Here is a 19,045-nt window from a genome sequence, read left to right as displayed (position 1 = left end):
TCCCGTCCTGACTACCCCGGCCGGGCCGCGGGATTGAGCGAATTTAGGCCAATAAAACCCCTAGCGTTTAGAATGGATGAAGGTGCCCTGTGCCAAAGGGGCGAACCGTCGTGCGTTCCGGTTGGAAATGTCGCGATACAACAGCTGACTTCACCACTGAATCGAGCAATAACGCATGTCTGAAACCACCACCAACACTGCGGTAGCCACTGCATCGCGCAGTGACCTGCGCAACGTCGCGATCGTGGCCCACGTTGACCACGGCAAGACCACCCTGGTCGACGCCATGCTCAAGCAGACCAACTCCTTTGCCGCACACAACCACCTCGAAGACCGGGTCATGGACTCCGGCGACCTCGAGCGCGAAAAGGGCATCACCATCCTGGCCAAGAACACCACCGTGGCCTACAATGGACCGTCCTCCAAGGGCGAGACCATCACCATCAACGTCATTGACACCCCCGGTCACGCCGACTTCGGTGGCGAGGTCGAGCGCGGCCTGTCGATGGTCGACGGCGTTGTCCTCCTCGTTGACGCCTCTGAGGGCCCGCTGCCCCAGACCCGTTTCGTTCTGCGTAAGGCCCTCGCCGCGCACCTGCCGGTGATCCTCCTGGTCAACAAGACCGACCGTCCCGACGCGCGGATCGAAGAAGTTGTGCACGAGTCCATGGACCTGCTCCTGGGCCTGGCCTCCGACCTCGCCGACGAAGTTCCGGACCTGGACCTGGACAAGATCCTCAACGTTCCGGTTGTCTACGCCGCCGCCAAGGTCGGCCGCGCGTCCCTCGAGCAGCCCGCCAACGGTTCCGCTCCGGAGAACGAGGACCTCGAGCCGCTCTTCCAGGCCATCATGGAGCACATCCCGGCCCCGACCTACAACCCGAACGGTGTCCTCCAGGCGCACGTCACCAACCTGGACGCCTCCCCGTTCCTCGGCCGCCTGGCGCTGCTGCGTATCTATAACGGCACCCTGCGCAAGGGCCAGACCGTTGCCTGGGCCCGCGCGAACGGTGAACTGAAGAACGTCAAGATCACCGAACTGCTGGCCACCAAGGCACTGGACCGTGTTCCGACCGAGTCCGCCGGCCCCGGCGAGATCGTCGCCGTCGCCGGTATCGAGGAAATCACCATCGGTGAGACCCTGACCGACGTCGACAACCCGCAGCCGCTGCCGCTGATCACCGTCGACGACCCGGCCATCTCGATGACCATCGGTATCAACACCTCGCCGCTCGCCGGCCGGGTCAAGGGCGCCAAGGTCACGGCCCGCCAGGTCAAGGACCGCCTGGACAAGGAACTGATCGGTAACGTTTCCCTCAAGGTGCTCCCGACCGAGCGCCCGGACGCCTGGGAAGTCCAGGGACGTGGCGAGCTCGCGCTGGCCATCCTGGTCGAGCAGATGCGTCGCGAAGGCTTCGAGCTGACCGTCGGCAAGCCGCAGGTTGTCACCAAGACCGTCGACGGCAAGATCCACGAGCCGATGGAACACATGACCATCGACGTGCCGGAAGAGTACCTCGGCGCCGTCACGCAGCTCATGGCCGCCCGCAAGGGCCGCATGACCAACATGGCGAACCACGGTACCGGCTGGTGCCGGATGGAGTTCATCGTTCCGGCCCGTGGCCTGATCGGGTTCCGTACCAAGTTCCTGACGGACACCCGCGGCGCCGGCATCGCAGCCTCCATCTCCGAGGGCTACGAGCCCTGGGCCGGCCCGATCGAGTACCGCACCAACGGTTCGATGATCGCCGACCGCGCGGGTGTTGTGACGCCGTTCGCCATGATCAACCTGCAGGAGCGCGGCTCCTTCTTCGTGCGCCCCACCTCCGAGGTCTACGAGGGCCAGATCGTCGGCGAGAACTCCCGCGCCGACGACATGGACGTCAACATCACCAAGGAAAAGAAGCTCACCAACATGCGTGCCGCTTCCTCCGACACCTTCGAGAACCTGACGCCCCCGCGCGACCTGACCCTCGAAGAGTCACTCGAATTCGCCCGCGAAGACGAGTGCGTTGAGGTCACCCCGGATTCCATCCGCATCCGGAAGCTCATCCTGGACGTCAACCAGCGCGCCAAGTCCAACCGCGCCCGCGCGAAGGTCTAGTCTCCGCGTCCTGCGCTGAAAACAACGGATCATTTGTGAATAAGAGAGCTGCCGGTACGGCAGGCGGTCTTGCCGCCGCCGTGCCGGCAGCTCTTTGTGCTGCCCTCGCGGGCACCGCCCTGCATGGCCAGGACTGGCTGGTGGCCGGGGTCGAGGTGCCGTGGGGTGCCGCGGCTGCGCTGGTGCTGCTGGGCGCCGTCCAGCTCTGGCTCGGCGCCGCCTTCCGTTCGGTGCTCCCGACGGCGGTCTGCGGTGCCCTCTGTTACGCGCTGGCAGGTTGGTGGTCCACTCTGGAGAACGGCAAGCGCCTGATCATTGGTGACCTGGCCGGGAATCTCTGGATCTACGGCATCGCGGTGGTCACGGTCGGCATGCTGGCCTGGTGCCGGCGCTACCGGCCGGCCAGAGCCTAGGCGCCCCACCCGCGGGACATGCCCATTCCTTAGGGCTCCGAGTGGACATAACGCCACTGTGTCCACCGCCCGCGCCCGCCACGGGACATGCCCCGCGTTCGCCCTCCGCCCCACTCGCGGGACATGCCCATTCCTTAGGGCTCCGAGTGGGCATAACGCCACTATGTCCACCGCCCGCGCCCGCCACAGGACATGCCCCCTCCTTCACTCTCCGCCACACCGGGGGGACATGCCCAGTGCTGACCGCGGAAAATGTTCCGTTCGTGCCGACACCGGACATGCCCTTTTGCACATAGCGGTGCTGTGCCCTGTTCGGGGTGCCGGTGCCGGCGCCACGATGGCAGCATGGTCAATATCACCGATGTGCTTGCAAACTACGACGGCGTCGCCCGCGCCAAACATCTGGCTGCCGCGGGAGTCTCGGACTTCGAGCTGAAGTCAGCCCTCGCCCGAGGCACGGTGTCCAGGGTGGCACGAGGCGTTTATGCGGTCCCGGACGCCGACGCCGGACTCGTCGCCATCCGTTCGCTGCCTGCGGAGCCCGCGTGTGTCACCGCAGCGCAGTTCCAGGGCCTTTGGGTTCTTGAACCGCCCTCGCTCCCGCATATCTCGGTCCCTCACAGCCGCAGCTATCCAGGGTTCGTCTGCCACCGGTCCGCCGCACCGCCAACCCTGCTCGACACCGTGGTGCAAAGCCTGCGTTGCCTTCCCGAGCTCGACGGCCTCGTCATTGCAGAGTCCGCAGTCGTCAAAGGCTTGCCGCTCTCCGGGCTCCGACAACGCTTGGCAGGCCGCAACGATCTGGGGCCGCGTCGGATGGTGGCCAGGATTGTCCCGCAGTCACAGTCGATCATCGAGTGCATGGCCCGCTACTGGCTGCGGAGGGCAGGCTTTCATGTGGAGTCCCAAGTCAACATCCCCGGCATGGGCCACATCGATCTCATGGTCGACGGCAGGCTCGGTATCGAGACCGATGGGGCAAAATTCCACATGGACCGCGCGAGCTTTGAGGAAGACCGACGCCGGTGGAACGTCACGACCCGGCGCGGAATCCCCACCCTTGTTGTCAGCTATCCAATGCTCCGGTACCGGCCCGAAGAGTTCATTGCCATGGTCCGCGACACGCTGAACCAGCTCACCGCCGCCGCCTAACACCAGTCTTTTCCGCCGAAACACGGTCCGGTCCCGCCGGTGATTCCCTGCTGTCACAGCAGCCGCTGGACATGTCCAACGTTGCGTGCCGAATCGCCGGGACTTGTCCATCGATCGCCGCCCGGAATACCGGGCATGTCCACCGGTCCCGGGCAGGGATGGACATAGCGGCAACATGTCCATCGGCCGGGGTCAGGGGAGGGCATGTCCCGTGGGTGAGGGGCTGAAGAGAGGGCATGTCCCTTGGGCCGGGGTCAGGGGAGGGCATGTCCCCTGGGCCGGGTGGAGCGCCGGGGCGGGGCGGGCGGGACCTGCTTGGCGGCCACCACCAGGGCGAGCGGGACCACCACCTCGGAGCGGCGGGTACGGATCGTGCAGTCGCTGTCGGTGCGACCCACGAGGTCGCCCAGGGCGTCCGTCAGGCCGCCCTCGATCCGGTACCTGACAACGACCCGGGTTCCCAGCTCAGCGGCGGAGAGGAACGCCTGGGGCAACGGCATCGGGGAATCCATCCCTTCATCCTAGGTCCGCGAGATCCGACAGTCCCGCCCCGTGTGACGCCCGGCTAGGTTCGCGGTAATAGGCTGGGAGATAATAGGCTCAGTAGTCAGCAGCCCGGCGCTCAGGCCGGGAGCAGTGATCCGGCCGTCGCCGGAACCAACGTGGAGAGGCCAGGGACGTGACGTACGTAATCGCGCAGCCGTGTGTAGATGTCAAGGACAAGGCATGTATTGAAGAGTGCCCCGTCGATTGCATCTACGAGGGTGAGCGTTCCCTGTACATCCACCCCGACGAGTGCGTTGACTGCGGTGCCTGCGAGCCGGTATGCCCCGTCGAAGCCATCTACTACGAGGATGACACCCCCGAGGAATGGGCCGACTACTACAAGGCCAACGTGGAGTTCTTCGATGTTCTGGGGTCACCGGGCGGGGCAGCCAAGGTCGGCAACACGCACACGGACCACCCGATGATCGCCGCCCTGCCGCCGCAGAACCAAGAGAGCTAAGGCGGGGCGTCGGTGACATCTGCGCTGCGCAGCTTCGGCCTCAGCCTGCCCGATTACCCGTGGGAAGCCATGGGGCCGTACATCGCCAGGGCAGCCAAGCACCCCGGGGGAGCCGCTAACCTGTCCATCGGCACCCCGGTGGACGACACCCCCGAAGTGGTCCAGGAGGCCTTCCGCGCGGCGGCCAACGCCCCCGGCTACCCTACGGTCCACGGCACGGCCGGGCTCCGCGACGCGATTGCTGCCTGGTTTGAACGCCGCCGCGGCGTGCCCGGGCTGGATCCGCGGGACATCATGCCCACGGTGGGCTCCAAGGAGCTGGTGGCCTGGCTGCCGTTCCTGCTCGGCCTCAAGCCGGGCGACGTCGTCGTCCGTCCCACCGTCGCCTACCCCACCTACGACATCGGCGCCACGTTCGCCGGTGCGGAGCACATCGCCGCGGACGATCTGGATGAGCTCGACGCCGCCACCCGGGCCCGGGTGCGCCTCGTCTGGGTGAACTCCCCGGCGAATCCCACCGGCAGCGTCCGGGACGCCGCGTCGCTCCGCCGGATCGTGCGGCAGGCCCGCGAGCTCGGCGCCGTCGTGGCCTCGGACGAGTGCTACGCCGAACTGGGGTGGGGCGAATGGGACGTCCAGCGCGGCGGTGCCCCGGTGCCCAGCATCCTGGATCCCCAGGTCGCCGAGGGCTCGCACGAGGGCCTGCTGGCCGTGTACTCGCTGAGCAAGCAGTCCAACCTTGCCGGCTACCGTGCCGCCTTTGTCGCCGGAGACCCCGCCATCATGGCGAACCTGGTCAACAGCCGGAAGCACGCGGGCATGATCGTCCCGTACCCGGTCCAGGAAGCCATGCGGGTTGCGCTCGGCGACGACGGCCACGTCCAGGCCCAGAAGGACCGGTACCGCGGGCGCCGGGAACGGATCGTGCCGGCACTGGAGGGCTTCGGACTGACCATCCACGAATCCCGGGCCGGACTGTACCTTTGGGCCACCGCGGGCGAACCCACCTGGGACACGGTCGGCCGGCTCGCGAACCGCGGGATCGTCGTCGGCCCCGGGGTGTTCTACGGCGAGGCGGGCAACGGATTCATCCGCGTGGCCCTGACCGCCAACGACGAGCGGATCGACGCCGCGGCATCACGTCTGGCCGCCGGCCCGTAACAAAGCTGTGACACGCGCCACAACCGGCGCGTTTTGGGTAGTGACGGACCGCCTCGGATTAGTTCCACCCGGTAACTGGCGGTAGTTTTTAACTGACTATCAATGGTGGCTTTCCACAAGAAGGCAGCGCAGCCGTTGGAATCCGTGTCTAAACAGGTTCCGTGGGCGGCTTCACCAAGTTGGACCAGCTTTCTACAGAGGCCCCGAGGCCTCAGAGGAGACTCCATGACTGAGACCACCAGCGCAACCCTGCGCCATGCCGGCGGCGAGCTCGTACTCCCGCGCATCCAGGTTGTAGAAGGAAACGAAGGCTACGACGTTTCCAAGCTGCTCAAGCAGACCGGCGCCGTGGCTTTTGACCCCGGCTTCATGAACACCGCGGCGACCACCTCCGCGATCACCTACATCGACGGCGACGCCGGTATCCTCCGGTACCGCGGCTACCCGATCGAGCAGCTCGCCAAGCACTCAAGCTTCCTGGAAGTTTCCTACCTGCTGATCTACGGCAACCTGCCGAGCGCCACCGAGCTGGAAGCATTTGACCAGCGGATCCGCCACCACACCCTGCTGCACGAAGAGCTGAAGGGCTTCTTCAGCGGCTTCCCGCGTGACGCCCACCCGATGCCGGTGCTGTCCTCGGCCGTGTCCGCGCTGTCCACGTTCTACCAGGACTCACTGGACCCCTTCAACGCCGAGCAGGTGGAGGTCTCCACCTACCGGCTGCTGGCCAAGATGCCGGTCATCGCCGCCTACGCCCTGAAGAAGAGCATCGGCCAGCCCATGCTCTACCCGGACAATTCCCACAACCTCGTGGAGAACTTCCTGCGGCTCAGCTTCGGCCTGCCGGCCGAGCAGTACGAGGTGGACCCGGTCGTCGCCAAGGCGCTGGACCTGCTCCTGATCCTGCACGCAGACCACGAGCAGAACTGCTCGACCTCCACGGTCCGGCTGGTCGGCTCGTCCAACGCCAACCTCTTCGCGTCCGTGTCCGCAGGGATCAATGCGCTGTTCGGGCCCGCCCACGGCGGCGCCAACGAGGCCGTGCTGAAAATGCTCCGCCAGATCCAGGCCGACGGCACCAAGCCCGAGGACTACATGGAGAAGGTCAAGAACAAGGAAGACGGCGTCCGCCTCATGGGCTTCGGACACCGTGTCTACAAGAACTACGACCCGCGCGCCAAGATCGTCAAGGCCACGGCCCACGAGATCCTCTCCAAACTCGGCGGCAACGACGAACTCCTGGAGATCGCCCTGCGCCTCGAAGAGAAGGCCCTGAATGATGACTACTTCATCCAGCGCAAGCTCTACCCGAACGTGGACTTTTACACCGGCCTGATCTACAAGGCCATGGGCTTCCCGGAGAAAATGTTCACAGTGCTCTTCGCGATCGGCCGGCTGCCCGGTTGGATCGCCCAGTGGCGCGAAATGATCAGCGACCCGAACACCAAGATCGGCCGCCCGCGGCAGCTCTACATCGGTGAGCCGGAGCGCAACTACCCATCGGTTTAAATGCTTTAACAGCAACAGCAGTACGACGTCGGCCACGCACCTCACGGGGTGCGTGGCCGGCGTCGTTTGCGTCCGGGGACAGGCCCCGGGGACGGTGCCCCGGGGATGCTGAAGTGCCCATCGGCCGAGGTGGGAGGCCGATTGCCGGTGTGGCCCGCAGCCGTTCAGGCACATCCGTGCTAAAAAGGACGAATGCCCAAATTTGTCGACGCCGCACTGCGGCGCCAGGAAGTCGTCGAAGCGGTCTTCCGGATCGTCGCAGCGGACGGACTGGAACGGGCATCATTGCGCGAAGTCGCGGACGAGGCCGAACTCGCGGTCGGGTCGGTCCGGCACTATTTCGCCAGCAGCGACGAACTCCTTTCGCATTCCTTCGGGGTCGTCGTTGACCGGATCCTGACCCGGCTGGCGGCAGCCGATGAGCGGCTCGCGGAGGAACTGCCGGGCACCCCGGAACACCGGCAGGGCGTATTAACCCTGCTGGGTGAGTTTCTTCCGCTGGATGACGAACGCGCCGTGGACGCCTGTGTCTGGATGGCGTTCAAGAACGCCGCCCGGACCAAGCCTTTCCTGGTTCCGGCAGCGGACCGGAGCCACCGGGCCGTGGCAGCGATCGTGGGGCGGATCGTTATGGACCTGGCGGGCGCGGACGAGGCCGACCCCGACAACGACAACGACATTGACAACGCCAGCAACGACCAGCAGCGGCTGGTCACGGAGGCGGAGCGGCTGCTGGCGACCCTGGACGGGCTCACCATGCACGCCCTGCTGCAGCCTGAATGGATGACCGCGCAGATGTGCAGCGACGTGCTGGAGGCCCACCTGGCCGGACTCAGCGCTGCGCCTGCGGGCCATTAACCTGCGTTAACTTGAGGAATACACTGGAGACGTACGTCTTGCCAAGGAGGCAATCGGATGCACCACACAGGCGGGCCGGGCTGGCGGATCACCATGGACACTTCGGGTCCGATGCTTATTGCACTTTACGTTCGCGACGCCGTCGGCCTGGACAGTGCGGGGCATCCGGCTCTGAGCCATGCGGCACCCAAGATCCGGCCGGTCGACCACACCCACCTCATCGCGGAGGTCGGCGGGCTCAGCGCCCTCAAGACCGAATGGGAAGCGTGGTGGGAGCAAATCCTGAAAGCGCACCCCGAGATGTCGCCGGAACTGGGACCGCCCGGGTTCCGCGACTTCAGTAATTCCCCTGCGCTGCGGCGGGTGCTGCAGGCGCACTTCGGTGCGGCACTGAGCTGGGCCCGGGAACGCCGCTCCGAGTACCTCGCCGCGGAGGCGGAACGTGAAGCCGCCGGCGGTGTGCAGCTGCTGCAGGACATGGTCGACGACAGGCTGCTCGAGGTGGGCCGCGCCGCCAATGACTTCACCCTGACCATCATCGAGCTGCCCCTTGCCGAGCCGCGGGCCTGGTACCTGGAGCCCGACAAGATCATCATGAGCGCCGACCTGCTGTCCCAGCCGGAACTGTTCCGCAGCTACGTGCAGCCGGTCGTGGACCTGCTGGTCTGAGAAGCTACGGTGCCTGGGCGACCGTGATCCTGACCTGACCGGCAGGTGTCTCGGCGGCCTGCCAGCCGTTGCGGGCCTCCCGGGTCCAGCTCCGCCCCTCCGCCTCCACTTCCGTGATGGCGAGCGCCTTGGCATTGGCCACGGCCCACTGCGCGGCTGCCCAGGCCCGGGGTCCCTCTGCTTCCAGCACGAGGGTGCTGCTCTCCGTGGAGGCCGGCAGGCCGCCAAAATCAGCGGTCAGCCGTTCCTGCACGACAGCCGGATCGCCGGCCGCCTCCGGGTCCCGCAAGGTGCAGTCGAGGCCCGCAGCGGTCTGCCCGGTGAGCGATGAGGCGAAAGCGCGGGCCATCACCTCGTGCTGGGCATAGGCATCAGGATAGGCGGAGCGCTGGACGCGCTGCGCGGCGACGGTTATTTCCAGCGTCTCGTAGCCGGGGACCTTCACGAGCGCATCGTAGAACGCGTTGCTGGCATGGTACGGATCCATCACCTGCTCCGAGGTGCCCCAGCCCTGTGAGGGCCGCTGCTGAAAGAGCCCGCGGGAATCCGGGCCGGCCTGGTCGCCGTGGCCGATATTGCGGATCTTGGACTCCTGCATGGCCGTGGCCAGCGCAATGCTCGCCGCCCTGGCCGGTAATCCCCGGCGGACGGCCACCGCGCTGATCAGGCCGGCATTGGCGGCCTGGTCCGTGGCCAGCTCGAAGCTGCCCGCGCCGACCGCCGTGCAGCGTTCGGTGATGAGAACTTCCGAGCGCTGCACGAACGCCACCGCAGTGTAGATCCCGCCCCCCACCAGGGCCAGGGTCAGCAGCAGCACGATCCAACGCCGCCACTTTCCTCTGCGTGCCACGTAACTACTCCCTCGGGCCCAATGCGGGCCGGTATCTTCCGCCAAAACCTGGCTTTGCGAAGCCAAGCTTAGTTGGCGTGCAGGGCCTCGTTGAGTTCGACGGTCTGGCCCTTGCGGGGGAGGACCTCAACTTCACCGGTGGAGGAGTTGCGGCGGAAGAGCAGGTTGGGGACACCGGAAAGCTCCACGGCCTTGACGATCTGGGAGGTGTCCTCGCCGTCGGCGTCCTTGGCGCCGACCACGCGGATGCGGGTACCCGCCGTGACGTAGAGCCCGGCCTCGACGACGCAGTCGTCGCCGATGCTGATACCCACGCCCGAGTTGGCGCCCAGCAGCACCCGCTTGCCCAGGGAGATCTTTTCCTTGCCGCCACCCGACAGTGTCCCCATGATCGAGGCGCCACCGCCGACGTCGGACCCGTCGCCGGTGACGACACCGGCCGAAATCCGGCCTTCCACCATCGAAGTGCCAAGGGTGCCGGCGTTGAAATTGACGAAGCCCTCGTGCATGACCGTGGTGCCCTCGGCCAGGTGCGCGCCGAGGCGGACCCGGTCGGCGTCGGCTATGCGCACGCCGGAGGGGATGACGTAGTCGACCATCCGGGGGAACTTGTCCACGCCGTAGACGGTGACGGCGCCGCGCTTACGCAGCCGTGCCCGGGTCAGCTCGAAGCCGTCGACGGCGGCCGGGCCGAAGTTGGTCCACACCACGTTGGGGAGATTGCCGAAGATGCCGTCGAGATTGATGCTGTTCGGCAGCACCAGGCGGTGCGAGAGCAGGTGCAGGCGCAGGTACGCGTCGGCGGTGTCGGCCGGCGCTTCGTCGAGGTGGATCTGGACGAACACGACTTTCTGTTCGGTTCCGCGGTCCGCGTCGGCTCCGGTCTCGGCGATGTCGATCAGGGTCTGGTCCGCGTTGGCCACATCGCGGAGGAGCTCCGTCGCGGTGCCGAGGGCAGGGGCCGGGAACCAGACGTCCAGGACGGTGGCTTCACCGTTGCCGGTGGCGATCGTGGCGACGCCGTAACCATAGGCGGAGCGGGCGTCTGCGGGCACAGCGGAAGAAGCGGTTTCAGTCATGCCCCAAGTCTATAGACGGCGCCCGCGCTCCCCGAAACCCGTGACAGCGCGACAGCGGAGTGCAGCGGATAAAGTGGGACCGTGACTGCACCGGACCTGAACGCCCAAACGACCGCCCGCCCGCATACGGCACCCCGCCTGGATCTGCACCAGGACGTGGCGCTGCTGACCGCGGAGCTCATCGACATCTACAGCGTCTCCGGCGCGGAGGGGGAACTGGCCGACGCCGTGGAGCATGCCCTCCGGTCCGTCCCGCAGCTGGAGCTGGTCCGCGACGGCGACTCGATCATCGCCCGCACGAACCTGGGCCGCGCCGAGCGGGTCATCCTGGCCGGGCATTTGGATACGGTGCCCCTGCCCACCACGGACGGCTCGCTCGGGACCGTCCCGTCCTACTGGCCCTCGGGGGCGCCCGGCGAGGGGGTCCTCTACGGCCGCGGTTCCACCGACATGAAGGGCGGCGTCGCGGTGCAGCTGGCGCTGGCCGCAGGGCTGTTCGACGGCGGCGCGGAACCGGACAAAGATGTCACCTTCGTGTTCTACGACCATGAGGAAGTCGAGGCCGTCAAGAGCGGGCTGGGCCGGCTCGTCCGGAACCATGGCAGCCTGCTGGGCGGGGACTTCGCGATCCTGCTGGAACCCACGGACGGGACGGTGGAGGGCGGGTGCAACGGCACCATCCGCTTCGAAGCCACCACGGTTGGCGAAGCCGCGCATTCCGCCAGGGCCTGGATGGGCAGCAACGCGATCCACGCGGCGGCCCCGATCCTCGCCCGGCTCGCCGCGTACGAGCCCCGGACCATCGCCGTGGACGGCTTGGACTACCGGGAGAGCCTCAACGCGGTGAAGGTTAACGGGGGGACCGCCGGCAACGTCATCCCGGACCGGTGTGTGGTGGAAATCAATTACCGGTTCGCCCCGGACAAGACCCCGGACCAGGCCGAGCAGCACGTGCGGGAGCTGCTGGACGGGTTCGACGTCGTCCGCACCGACGCGGCCGCCGGCGCGCGGCCGGGACTCAACCACCCGGCGGCGGCGTCCTTCGTCGCCGCGGTAGGTGCCGCTCCCAAGCCGAAATACGGTTGGACCGACGTTGCACGCTTCAGCGAACTGGGCATCCCCGCGGTGAACTTCGGGCCCGGCGACGCCCTGCTGGCGCACAAGGACAACGAACACGTCGAGGCCGACGCGATCCGCGAATGCCTCCGGGTGCTGCGCACCTGGCTCACAGCGTAAGGCCGGAGGCTACACCAGAGGCAACGCAAAAGGTCCGGAACCCGATCGGGGTTCCGGACCTTTTGCGTTACGGGCGGCCCCGCCGGGGGCCGGCACGGGAGCAGGCCGACCGGCGGGGACCGTTCGTGGAGGGGCCCCTATTTGGCGGGGATCCCGGCGACCGGCACGTGCGCCACGCCACCGGCGGCCTTCTTGGAGCCGCGCTTCTCGATCCAGATCGCGAGGCGCGAGACGGAGAAGTTGATGGCGATGTAGATCGCCGCGGCCACGAAGAACACCGGGAACAGGTAGTCCGGGCCGAGGAAGTCGGCCATGATCTGCACTTTGCGCAGCAGTTCCTCGTAGGACACGATGTAGCCCAGGGAGGTGTCCTTCAGCAATACCACCAGCTGCGCCACGAGGGACGGCAGCATGCGCCGGATGGCCTGCGGCAGTTCGATGCTGCGCCGGGAGGCGAAGCTGGTGAGGCCGATCGCGAGGCCCGCCTCGCGCTGGCCCTTGGGCAGGGACTGGATGCCGGCGCGGATGATCTCCGCGAAGATCGCGGAGTTGTAGAGCACCAGGCCGGCCACGACGGCGACGAACGATCCGGTCGCGAACACCAGGAGCACAAAGAACATCATCAGGACGACGGGCATGCCGCGCAGGAATTCCAGCACGATGCGGGTCGGGACCCGGATCCAGGCGATATCGGAGATGCGCATGAGGCACAGCAGCAGGCCCAGCGGGAAGGCGATGACCGCGGCAAGGGCCGCCGCTGAGAGTGTGGCGAGGATACCGTTGCCGATCAGGGCCCACACGTCGGGAATCTGGAAGACGGCCCAGCGGTCGGCCTCGAAGATGCCCTGCCGGGCGAGGATGGTGATGGCCCACCAGAGCAGCCCGGCAATCACAACGGCACCGACGATCGAACCGATCAGTGACACACGGCGGGCCTTGGGGCCGGGGACGTCGTAGAGAACTGAACTCATCGGGCGATCGCCACCTTTCGTTCAACCAGGTTGGCCACATAGCCAAGCGGGACGGTTATCAGCAGGTAGAAGAAGGCGACACCGACGAGGACCCACAGCACGGCGTCGCCGTTGGAGTTCGCGAGCTGGCGGCCGTAGCCGAAGAGTTCCAGCACGTAGAAGGCGCCGGCCACCGAGGAGTTCTTCACGAGGGCGATAAGGATATTGATCATCGGCGGGATCACTGTGCGCAGGGCCTGCGGGAGGATGATCAGGTTCAGGACCTGGCTGAACTTCATGCCGATGCTGCGCGCAGCCTCGGCCTGGCCGACCGGGACGCTGTTGACGCCGGAGCGCACGGCCTCGGCGATGAAGGCCGAGGTGTAGGCGCTCAGGGCGATGATCGCGGCGACTTCGAACTGTTGGAACGTCACCCCGAGGCGGGGCAGAACCACGGCCGCGAAGAAGAAAGCGATGGTCAGCGGCGTGTTCCGGACAATCTCCACGTACGTCATGCTGAAGCCGCGCAGCGCGGCGATCGGCGAGACGCGGGCGGCTGCCAGCAGGGTGCCGAAGATCAGTGCGAAGATCCCCGAAACCACGGACAGGAAAAGGGTTCTGAGAAAGCCGTCCCAATACTGCGGGAGGCTTTCAATGATGACGTCCATAGGTTCCTTCGGCTGCCTTGAGAGGGGTGGGACGGGAGACGGGAGTGGCGGCTGCCGGGGCCGCGTCGGGCGCGTGCCCCGGCAACCGCCATACCGGGCTAGTAGCGGTTGATCGCGGGAAGCGCGGGCGCGGTCTTGATGACCGTACCGGCGGTGGCCCCCCAGGCCTTCTTGTAGGAACCGTCCTTATCGAAGGCTTCCAGCTGGTCATTGATCCAGGTGCGGAAGGCGGTGTCGTCCTTCTTCAGGCCGATGCCGTAGGGCTCCTTGGTGAAGGTCTCGTCCGAGGCCAGCTTGAAGGCCTCCGGCTCCTTGGCCACGAAACCGGCCAGGATGACGTTGTCGGTGGTGATCGCTTCAACCTGCTTGTTGCGCAGCGGCTCGAGGCAGGCGGAGTAGGTCGCAGCCGGAACCAGCACTGCTCCGTACTTCTCGACGATCGTGGCGGCCGGGGTGGAACCGGTCACGGAGCAGACGTTCTTGCCCTTGACGTCTTCTGGCTTGGTGATGGTCGTGTTGTCCTTGTTCACCATCAGCGCCTGGCCGGCCTCGTAGTACGGTCCGGCGAAGTCGACTTCAGTCTTGCGCTTGTCGTTGATCGTGTAGGTGGCGACAATGATGTCGACCCTGCCCTGCTTGATGAACTGTTCGCGGTTGGCGGAGACCGTCTCGACCCACTCGATTTTGTCGGCGGGGATGCCCAGCTTGCCGGCGATCAGTTTGCCAATTTCGACGTCGAACCCGACCGGCTTGCCGTCGAGGCCCTTCTGCCCGAACAGCGGCTGGTCGAACTTGGTGCCGATGACGATCTTGCCGGCGGATGAAAGCTTGGCCATGGTGGTGTCGGCAGCGAAGCTGGGCTTCTCGGCGACAGGCGGGTTGGAACTCGTGGTGCCGCCGCCACAGGCGCTCAGGCTGAGGGCCAGAGCCGCTGATGCGGCTACCAGAAGGGATTTCCTTCGGGTCAAAAATGCCTTCATGACATTCCTTTCATTGGACGGCCGCCATACGGCGGCCAGGGTGCGAAATCGGGGGAACTCCCGGAGGGAAAATCAAAGGGAAAATCAGGGGGAAATCAGTGCGTCAGCAGCTTGGAGAGAAAGTCTTTGGCGCGGCTGCTCTTGGGGTTGGTGAAGAACTCCTCCGGCGTGGCGTCCTCGACGATCTGCCCGTCGGCCATGAAGACCACACGGTCCGCGGCCTTGCGGGCGAAGCCCATCTCGTGCGTGACCACAATCATGGTCATGCCTTCCTTGGCCAGCTGGATCATCACGTCGAGGACTTCGTTGATCATTTCCGGGTCCAGGGCGGAGGTGGGCTCATCGAAGAGCATGACCTTCGGCTTCATTGCCAGGGCGCGGGCGATCGCCACGCGCTGCTGCTGTCCCCCGGACAGCTGGGCCGGAAGCTTGGGCGCCTGGTGCCCGACGCCGACACGCTCCAGGAGCGCCATGGCGTCCTTGTCCGCTTCGGTCTTGGAGATGCCCTTGACCTTGATCGGGCCCAGCGTGACGTTCTCGAGGATCGTCTTGTGGGCGAAGAGATTAAAGGACTGGAAGACCATGCCGACGTCGGCGCGGAGTTTAGCGAGTTCCTTGCCCTCTTCGGGCAGGACCTTGCCGTCGATCTTGATCACGCCGTCGTCGATGGTCTCGAGACGGTTGATGGCCCGGCAAAGAGTCGACTTGCCGGAACCCGACGGTCCGATGACGACAACAACCTCGCCCTTGCGGACATTCAGGTTGATGTCCTTCAGGACGTGCAACTGGCCGTAATGCTTATTGACGGCGTTCAGGGAGACGAGCGCGTCGCCGGGCACTTGAGTAGTCATAAGTAGAATCTAGCGAACATTGCCGCGATATGACTGCAATCACTCACACTTCATGGAGATCGTGATTCAAGAGATACCTGCAGGTCAGCTTGCCTGAGGGGCCTTCAGGTAACCTGACCGGCCGGTCGGGGTAGCCGTTGCCGCCGGGAACTTGCCCGGGGCTGCCCCGCCGGCGCGGACCAACATCCGCGCTACCCTGTGGGCATGAGTACCGATCCACAGCAACAGGGAGACCCGGCGCCAGCCGGAAAGACAGCTGGCACGTCGGCCGACATGACGTCCGGAAAGCCAGCCGGAAAGACAGCTGGCACGTCGGCCGACATGACGTCCGGAAAGCCAGCCGGAAAGACAGCTGGCACGTCGGCCGACGTGACGTCCGGAAAGCCAGCCGGAAAGACAGCTGGCACGTCGGCCGACGTGACGTCCGGAAAGCCAGCCGGAAAGACAGCTGGCACGACTGCCGAAAGGCCCGCCGCCGCGACGGCAGGCGAACCCCGCGGCACGCCACCCCCTGCCGGGATCCGGCACAAGGGGCCGCTGGAGCTTCGGCGCAAGGCTGCCAAGGTCACGATGTCGGACCGGACCCTGCTGGACACGAAGGGGCCGGGCCAGTTTGTCCACACCGACCCGTGGCGCGTCCTGCGGATCCAGAGCGAGTTTGTCGAAGGATTTGGCGCGCTGGCAGATCTCGGGCCGGCAGTCAGCGTCTTCGGCTCGGCACGGACCGTGCCCGGCAGCATGAACTACGAACTCGCCGTCGAGGTGGGGCGCCAGCTGGCCGAAGCCGGGCTGGCGGTGATCACCGGCGGTGGCCCCGGCTCGATGGAGGCAGCCAACAAGGGGGCGGTGCAGGGCAACGGCGTATCGGTGGGACTCGGTATCGAACTGCCCTTCGAGCAGGGGATGAACCAGTGGGTGGACCTGGGGATCAACTTCCGTTATTTCTTCGCCCGCAAGACCATGTTCGTGAAGTACGCCCAGGGGTTCATCGTGCTGCCGGGCGGCCTAGGGACCCTGGACGAACTCTTCGAAGCGATGGTCCTCGTCCAGACCCGGAAGGTCACCTCTTTCCCGATCGTCCTGATCGGAACGGCCTTCTGGAGCCCGATGGTGGAATGGATCCAGTCCACCCTGGTGTCCGAGGGCATGATGTCCGAGGAGGACCTGGACCTGATCCAGATGGTCGATGATCCGGCGCTCGCCGTGGAGCTGGTGGTGGAAGGCTCCGCCCGGCACCGGAACCCCAACGGCGGCACCGGCAACGGAGGTCCCGGGGGCTCGCGGAGCTGACGGGCCACCAGCCTGGCACGCCGCCGTCTGGCACGATGGGGGTGTGAGCTTCTTCCTGGTCTTCCTTGCGATTGCGCTGGCCGGCGCCGCTTTCCTGCTCGGCACGGGCAGGGCGTCGAGCGTCTTCCGCGGCCTGCGCGGAGCCGACGACGGCGTACCGCGGGCCCTGGATGACGGCTTCGACGCTCCGGTGGCGAACCTCCCGCCGGTGCTGCTGCCGGCCGAGGCGGAACCGTCCGACGTCGACCGTCTCCGCTTCGCCGTGGGGTTGCGGGGATACCGGATGGACCAGGTCGACCAGGTGCTGGACGACTTGCGGGACCAGCTGGCAGCCAGGGACCGGAAGATCGCGGAACTCGGCGCCGAACTGGGACGCCGGCGCGTGGACACAGAGCAGGCTCCGTGAGCACGGAGCACCTCCCTCCCGGGGCGCCGGACACCGCGCAGCGGGACCGCCGCCCGGGCGGCGATGACGGCGGGACCGGGAACGCCGGACACCCCGGGCAGCCGGGGCTCACCGGCGCCGCCTGGAACGTAGTCGTGGCAGCTGCCATCAGTGCGGCGCGCTGGCCGTGGTGGGTCCAGGTGGGCGGGCTCTATCTCGGCGCACGGCTGATCAGTGCCTGCATCTTTATGGCCGCGGCCCTGCACCAGGGCGTCAACCCCTGGTTTCCCGCTAAACCGGACTACTGGTCGTTCGTCAATATCTGGGATGCCCGCTGGTACGGCGAGGTCCTGAAGAGCGGCTACCCGGAAGTCCTGCCGACCGACGGAACCGGCGCCGTGCAGGAAAATGCCTGGGCCTTTTATGCGCTTTTTCCGCTGCTGGGCCGCGTCCTCTCGGGCCTGACCGGCATGCATCCGGGGCTTGCCCTGACGCTCATCGCCATGGTCTGCGGCCTGGGTGCGGCACTGGTCATCTACCGCCTGTTCCGGCGCCGGGCATCGCACGCCACCGCTTTGTGGGGAACGGTGTTCGTCTCCACCTTTCCGGTTTCGCCGGTGCTCCAGGTGCCGTACGCCGAGTCGCTGAACCTGCTCCTGCTGGCCTCCGCCCTGCTGCTGGTGCTGGAACGCAGGTACCTGTGGGCCATGCCGGTCGTTGTGCTGATGTGCCTGTCCCGGCCGACCGGTGTGCCGTTCGCGGCGATGATCGGGCTGCTGTTCCTCTACCGGGTCTGGCACTACTTCCTGGCAACCCGCGGCACTCCGCCCGGGGCAGCGACGGCCGGCGCCGGGCCGCACGGCTCGATACCGCACGGCCGCAGCCAGCTCTGGTCGCTCGCGGGGTTGACGGTGGTCAGCGGAGCCGGGGCACTGCTGTGGCCGGCCATCGCCTGGGCCGTCACGGGGGATATCCAGGCCTATACCAAGACCGAAACCGTCTGGCGAGGCCACGACCTGGTGCCGTTCAAGCCCTGGTTCGACACCGGGGTCCTGCTGTTCGGGCCGGTCCTGGGACTGCTGGCCCCCTTCGTCTTCGTTGCGCTGTCCGCCCTGTTGATGATGTCCCGCCCGGTGCGGGCCCTGGGCACCGAACTGCGGCTGTGGTGTGCCTGCTACCTGGGCTACCTGCTGCTGTTCCTGCATCCCCAGACGAGTACTTTCCGGATGCTGCTGCCGCTCTTTCCGCTGGCCCTCGGCGCGGCCCTGCTCTCCCGTTCCCGTGCCTACCGCGGCGCGGTGCTGGTGATGTTCCTGCTGCTGCAGATCGTTTGGATTGTCTGGCTGTGGGCCTGGGCGCCCTTGCCCGGCGGCGGGGACTATCCGCCGTGACGGGCGGCACGTTTCGCGGCTCCCGGACCGGTGTGACACGGCGCGGCGGAAAGTCCAACGATTAGCTACCGCCGCGTTGTTACGCGATAATAGATGGTAAGCAAGGACAAGAAGCAAACTGACTTTATGGCCCTGATGGCTACTATCAGGGCCGCCGGGCAGCTTGATTGACTAAGCGGACGCAGCCCGGCCGGGCTGGTATGTCACTGGACTAATGAAGGGGATATTCCTTATGGCGGCTATGAAACCACGAACCGGCGACGGCCCGATGGAAGTAACCAAAGAAGGCCGGAGCTTGATCATGCGCGTCCCGCTCGAAGGCGGCGGACGGCTAGTGGTCGAACTCAATTCTGCCGAAGCTACCAACTTGAAGGAATGCCTCGTCGGCGTTACCGAATAGCTTCACTCAACTTTTGACAGAGGGCGGGGGCCCGCAACAGAGGGGAGCGAGTCACACACTCCCTTTTTTCTCGGGCAGCGTTAGAACCCCTTC

At 66.3% G+C, this 19,045-nt stretch carries 20 protein-coding genes; 13 read left to right on the top strand and 7 right to left on the bottom strand.

Going from position 1 to position 19,045, the window contains the following annotated elements; all coding sequences use genetic code 11:
• Nucleotides 1–175: 175 nt before the first annotated feature.
• The 3 genes from typA to AC50YM_RS03690 all read left to right on the top strand — a co-directional run bounded on the left by typA (nt 176) and on the right by AC50YM_RS03690 (nt 3,669).
• Entirely contained in the window at nt 176–2,104 is a 1,929-nt protein-coding gene (typA, locus tag AC50YM_RS03700) for a translational GTPase TypA (RefSeq protein ID WP_494955653.1), read from the top strand.
• A 35-nt stretch (nt 2,105–2,139) separates the two neighbouring features.
• On the top strand, nt 2,140–2,517 hold the full coding sequence (locus AC50YM_RS03695) for a hypothetical protein (RefSeq protein ID WP_494955652.1): 378 nt from the start codon (nt 2,140–2,142) through the stop codon (nt 2,515–2,517).
• A gap of 345 nt (nt 2,518–2,862) precedes the next feature.
• Nucleotides 2,863–3,669 (top strand): type IV toxin-antitoxin system AbiEi family antitoxin domain-containing protein, encoded by an 807-nt coding sequence (locus AC50YM_RS03690; protein ID WP_494955651.1) that lies wholly within the window; start codon nt 2,863–2,865, stop codon nt 3,667–3,669.
• 254 nt (nt 3,670–3,923) lie between these two features.
• On the opposite strand, the gene AC50YM_RS03685 is transcribed toward AC50YM_RS03690, so the two are convergent.
• Nucleotides 3,924–4,181 (bottom strand): putative acetyltransferase, encoded by a 258-nt coding sequence (locus tag AC50YM_RS03685; RefSeq protein ID WP_494955650.1) that lies wholly within the window; start codon nt 4,179–4,181, stop codon nt 3,924–3,926.
• A gap of 167 nt (nt 4,182–4,348) precedes the next feature.
• Between AC50YM_RS03685 and fdxA the strand changes: the two genes are divergently transcribed.
• From fdxA to AC50YM_RS03660, 5 genes are all read left to right on the top strand, one after another.
• On the top strand, nt 4,349–4,675 hold the full coding sequence (fdxA, locus tag AC50YM_RS03680; RefSeq protein ID WP_056425597.1) for a ferredoxin: 327 nt from the start codon (nt 4,349–4,351) through the stop codon (nt 4,673–4,675).
• Nucleotides 4,676–4,687: 12 nt separating this feature from the next.
• The gene (dapC, locus tag AC50YM_RS03675; protein WP_494955649.1) at nt 4,688–5,836 is read left to right on the top strand and encodes a succinyldiaminopimelate transaminase; all 1,149 of its coding nucleotides are present in this window, start codon (nt 4,688–4,690) and stop codon (nt 5,834–5,836) included.
• 225 nt (nt 5,837–6,061) lie between these two features.
• The gene (locus AC50YM_RS03670; RefSeq protein WP_494892412.1) at nt 6,062–7,345 is read left to right on the top strand and encodes a citrate synthase; all 1,284 of its coding nucleotides are present in this window, start codon (nt 6,062–6,064) and stop codon (nt 7,343–7,345) included.
• A 192-nt stretch (nt 7,346–7,537) separates the two neighbouring features.
• Nucleotides 7,538–8,203, top strand: coding sequence for a TetR/AcrR family transcriptional regulator (locus AC50YM_RS03665; protein ID WP_494955648.1), 666 nt, complete (start codon nt 7,538–7,540; stop codon nt 8,201–8,203).
• Nucleotides 8,204–8,260: 57 nt separating this feature from the next.
• A complete protein-coding gene (locus AC50YM_RS03660; protein WP_494955647.1) occupies nt 8,261–8,872 on the top strand; it encodes a hypothetical protein in 612 nt (203 codons plus the stop codon).
• A 4-nt stretch (nt 8,873–8,876) separates the two neighbouring features.
• Here AC50YM_RS03660 and AC50YM_RS03655 read toward each other — a convergent pair whose 3' ends face one another.
• Nucleotides 8,877–9,722 (bottom strand): hypothetical protein, encoded by an 846-nt coding sequence (locus AC50YM_RS03655; RefSeq protein ID WP_494955646.1) that lies wholly within the window; start codon nt 9,720–9,722, stop codon nt 8,877–8,879.
• A 68-nt stretch (nt 9,723–9,790) separates the two neighbouring features.
• Nucleotides 9,791–10,801, bottom strand: a complete 1,011-nt coding sequence (gene dapD / locus AC50YM_RS03650) for a 2,3,4,5-tetrahydropyridine-2,6-dicarboxylate N-succinyltransferase (RefSeq protein ID WP_494955645.1) — start codon at nt 10,799–10,801, stop codon at nt 9,791–9,793.
• 81 nt (nt 10,802–10,882) lie between these two features.
• Between dapD and dapE the strand changes: the two genes are divergently transcribed.
• Nucleotides 10,883–12,037 (top strand): succinyl-diaminopimelate desuccinylase, encoded by a 1,155-nt coding sequence (dapE, locus tag AC50YM_RS03645; protein ID WP_494955644.1) that lies wholly within the window; start codon nt 10,883–10,885, stop codon nt 12,035–12,037.
• A gap of 137 nt (nt 12,038–12,174) precedes the next feature.
• Here dapE and AC50YM_RS03640 read toward each other — a convergent pair whose 3' ends face one another.
• The 4 genes from AC50YM_RS03640 to AC50YM_RS03625 form a co-directional block, all read right to left on the bottom strand.
• Nucleotides 12,175–13,008 (bottom strand): amino acid ABC transporter permease, encoded by an 834-nt coding sequence (locus AC50YM_RS03640; RefSeq protein ID WP_494955643.1) that lies wholly within the window; start codon nt 13,006–13,008, stop codon nt 12,175–12,177.
• Entirely contained in the window at nt 13,005–13,655 is a 651-nt protein-coding gene (locus tag AC50YM_RS03635; protein ID WP_494955642.1) for an amino acid ABC transporter permease, read from the bottom strand. The genes AC50YM_RS03640 and AC50YM_RS03635 overlap by 4 nt, the downstream gene beginning before the upstream one ends.
• A 98-nt stretch (nt 13,656–13,753) precedes the next feature.
• The gene (locus tag AC50YM_RS03630) at nt 13,754–14,635 is read right to left on the bottom strand and encodes a glutamate ABC transporter substrate-binding protein (protein ID WP_494955641.1); all 882 of its coding nucleotides are present in this window, start codon (nt 14,633–14,635) and stop codon (nt 13,754–13,756) included.
• A 95-nt stretch (nt 14,636–14,730) separates the two neighbouring features.
• Nucleotides 14,731–15,486: an amino acid ABC transporter ATP-binding protein gene (locus AC50YM_RS03625; protein ID WP_479810708.1), complete on the bottom strand. Its 756-nt coding sequence runs from the start codon at nt 15,484–15,486 to the stop codon at nt 14,731–14,733.
• Nucleotides 15,487–16,005: 519 nt separating this feature from the next.
• On the opposite strand from AC50YM_RS03625, the gene AC50YM_RS03620 reads away from it, so the two are divergent.
• The 4 genes from AC50YM_RS03620 (at nt 16,006) to AC50YM_RS03605 (ending at nt 18,952) form a co-directional block, all read left to right on the top strand.
• Nucleotides 16,006–16,776, top strand: a complete 771-nt coding sequence (locus AC50YM_RS03620; RefSeq protein ID WP_494955789.1) for an LOG family protein — start codon at nt 16,006–16,008, stop codon at nt 16,774–16,776.
• A gap of 43 nt (nt 16,777–16,819) precedes the next feature.
• The gene (locus tag AC50YM_RS03615; RefSeq protein WP_494955640.1) at nt 16,820–17,182 is read left to right on the top strand and encodes a DivIVA domain-containing protein; all 363 of its coding nucleotides are present in this window, start codon (nt 16,820–16,822) and stop codon (nt 17,180–17,182) included.
• Nucleotides 17,183–17,316: 134 nt separating this feature from the next.
• Nucleotides 17,317–18,552: a putative hexosyltransferase gene (locus AC50YM_RS03610; RefSeq protein WP_494955788.1), complete on the top strand. Its 1,236-nt coding sequence runs from the start codon at nt 17,317–17,319 to the stop codon at nt 18,550–18,552.
• A gap of 232 nt (nt 18,553–18,784) precedes the next feature.
• Nucleotides 18,785–18,952 (top strand): DUF3117 domain-containing protein, encoded by a 168-nt coding sequence (locus AC50YM_RS03605; protein ID WP_069949162.1) that lies wholly within the window; start codon nt 18,785–18,787, stop codon nt 18,950–18,952.
• Nucleotides 18,953–19,045: the final 93 nt, after the last annotated feature.

Source organism: Pseudarthrobacter sp. RHLT1-30-1 (assembly GCF_059383415.1).
This window is presented reverse-complemented; position numbering and strand designations above follow the sequence as displayed.

Bases quoted from the DNA above. Each gene is read 5' to 3' on its own strand.
- typA (WP_494955653.1), top strand. From the start codon at position 176: ATGTCTGAAACCACCACCAACACTGCGGTAGCCACTGCATCGCGCAGT.
- AC50YM_RS03690 (WP_494955651.1), top strand. From the start codon at position 2,863: ATGGTCAATATCACCGATGTGCTTGCAAACTACGACGGCGTCGCCCGC.
- AC50YM_RS03685 (WP_494955650.1), bottom strand. From the start codon at position 4,181: ATGGATTCCCCGATGCCGTTGCCCCAGGCGTTCCTCTCCGCCGCTGAG.
- AC50YM_RS03670 (WP_494892412.1), top strand. From the start codon at position 6,062: ATGACTGAGACCACCAGCGCAACCCTGCGCCATGCCGGCGGCGAGCTC.
- AC50YM_RS03665 (WP_494955648.1), top strand. From the start codon at position 7,538: ATGCCCAAATTTGTCGACGCCGCACTGCGGCGCCAGGAAGTCGTCGAA.
- AC50YM_RS03660 (WP_494955647.1), top strand. From the start codon at position 8,261: ATGCACCACACAGGCGGGCCGGGCTGGCGGATCACCATGGACACTTCG.
- dapD (WP_494955645.1), bottom strand. From the start codon at position 10,801: ATGACTGAAACCGCTTCTTCCGCTGTGCCCGCAGACGCCCGCTCCGCC.
- AC50YM_RS03640 (WP_494955643.1), bottom strand. From the start codon at position 13,008: ATGAGTTCAGTTCTCTACGACGTCCCCGGCCCCAAGGCCCGCCGTGTG.
- AC50YM_RS03635 (WP_494955642.1), bottom strand. From the start codon at position 13,655: ATGGACGTCATCATTGAAAGCCTCCCGCAGTATTGGGACGGCTTTCTC.
- AC50YM_RS03630 (WP_494955641.1), bottom strand. From the start codon at position 14,635: ATGAAGGCATTTTTGACCCGAAGGAAATCCCTTCTGGTAGCCGCATCA.
- AC50YM_RS03625 (WP_479810708.1), bottom strand. From the start codon at position 15,486: ATGACTACTCAAGTGCCCGGCGACGCGCTCGTCTCCCTGAACGCCGTC.
- AC50YM_RS03605 (WP_069949162.1), top strand. From the start codon at position 18,785: ATGGCGGCTATGAAACCACGAACCGGCGACGGCCCGATGGAAGTAACC.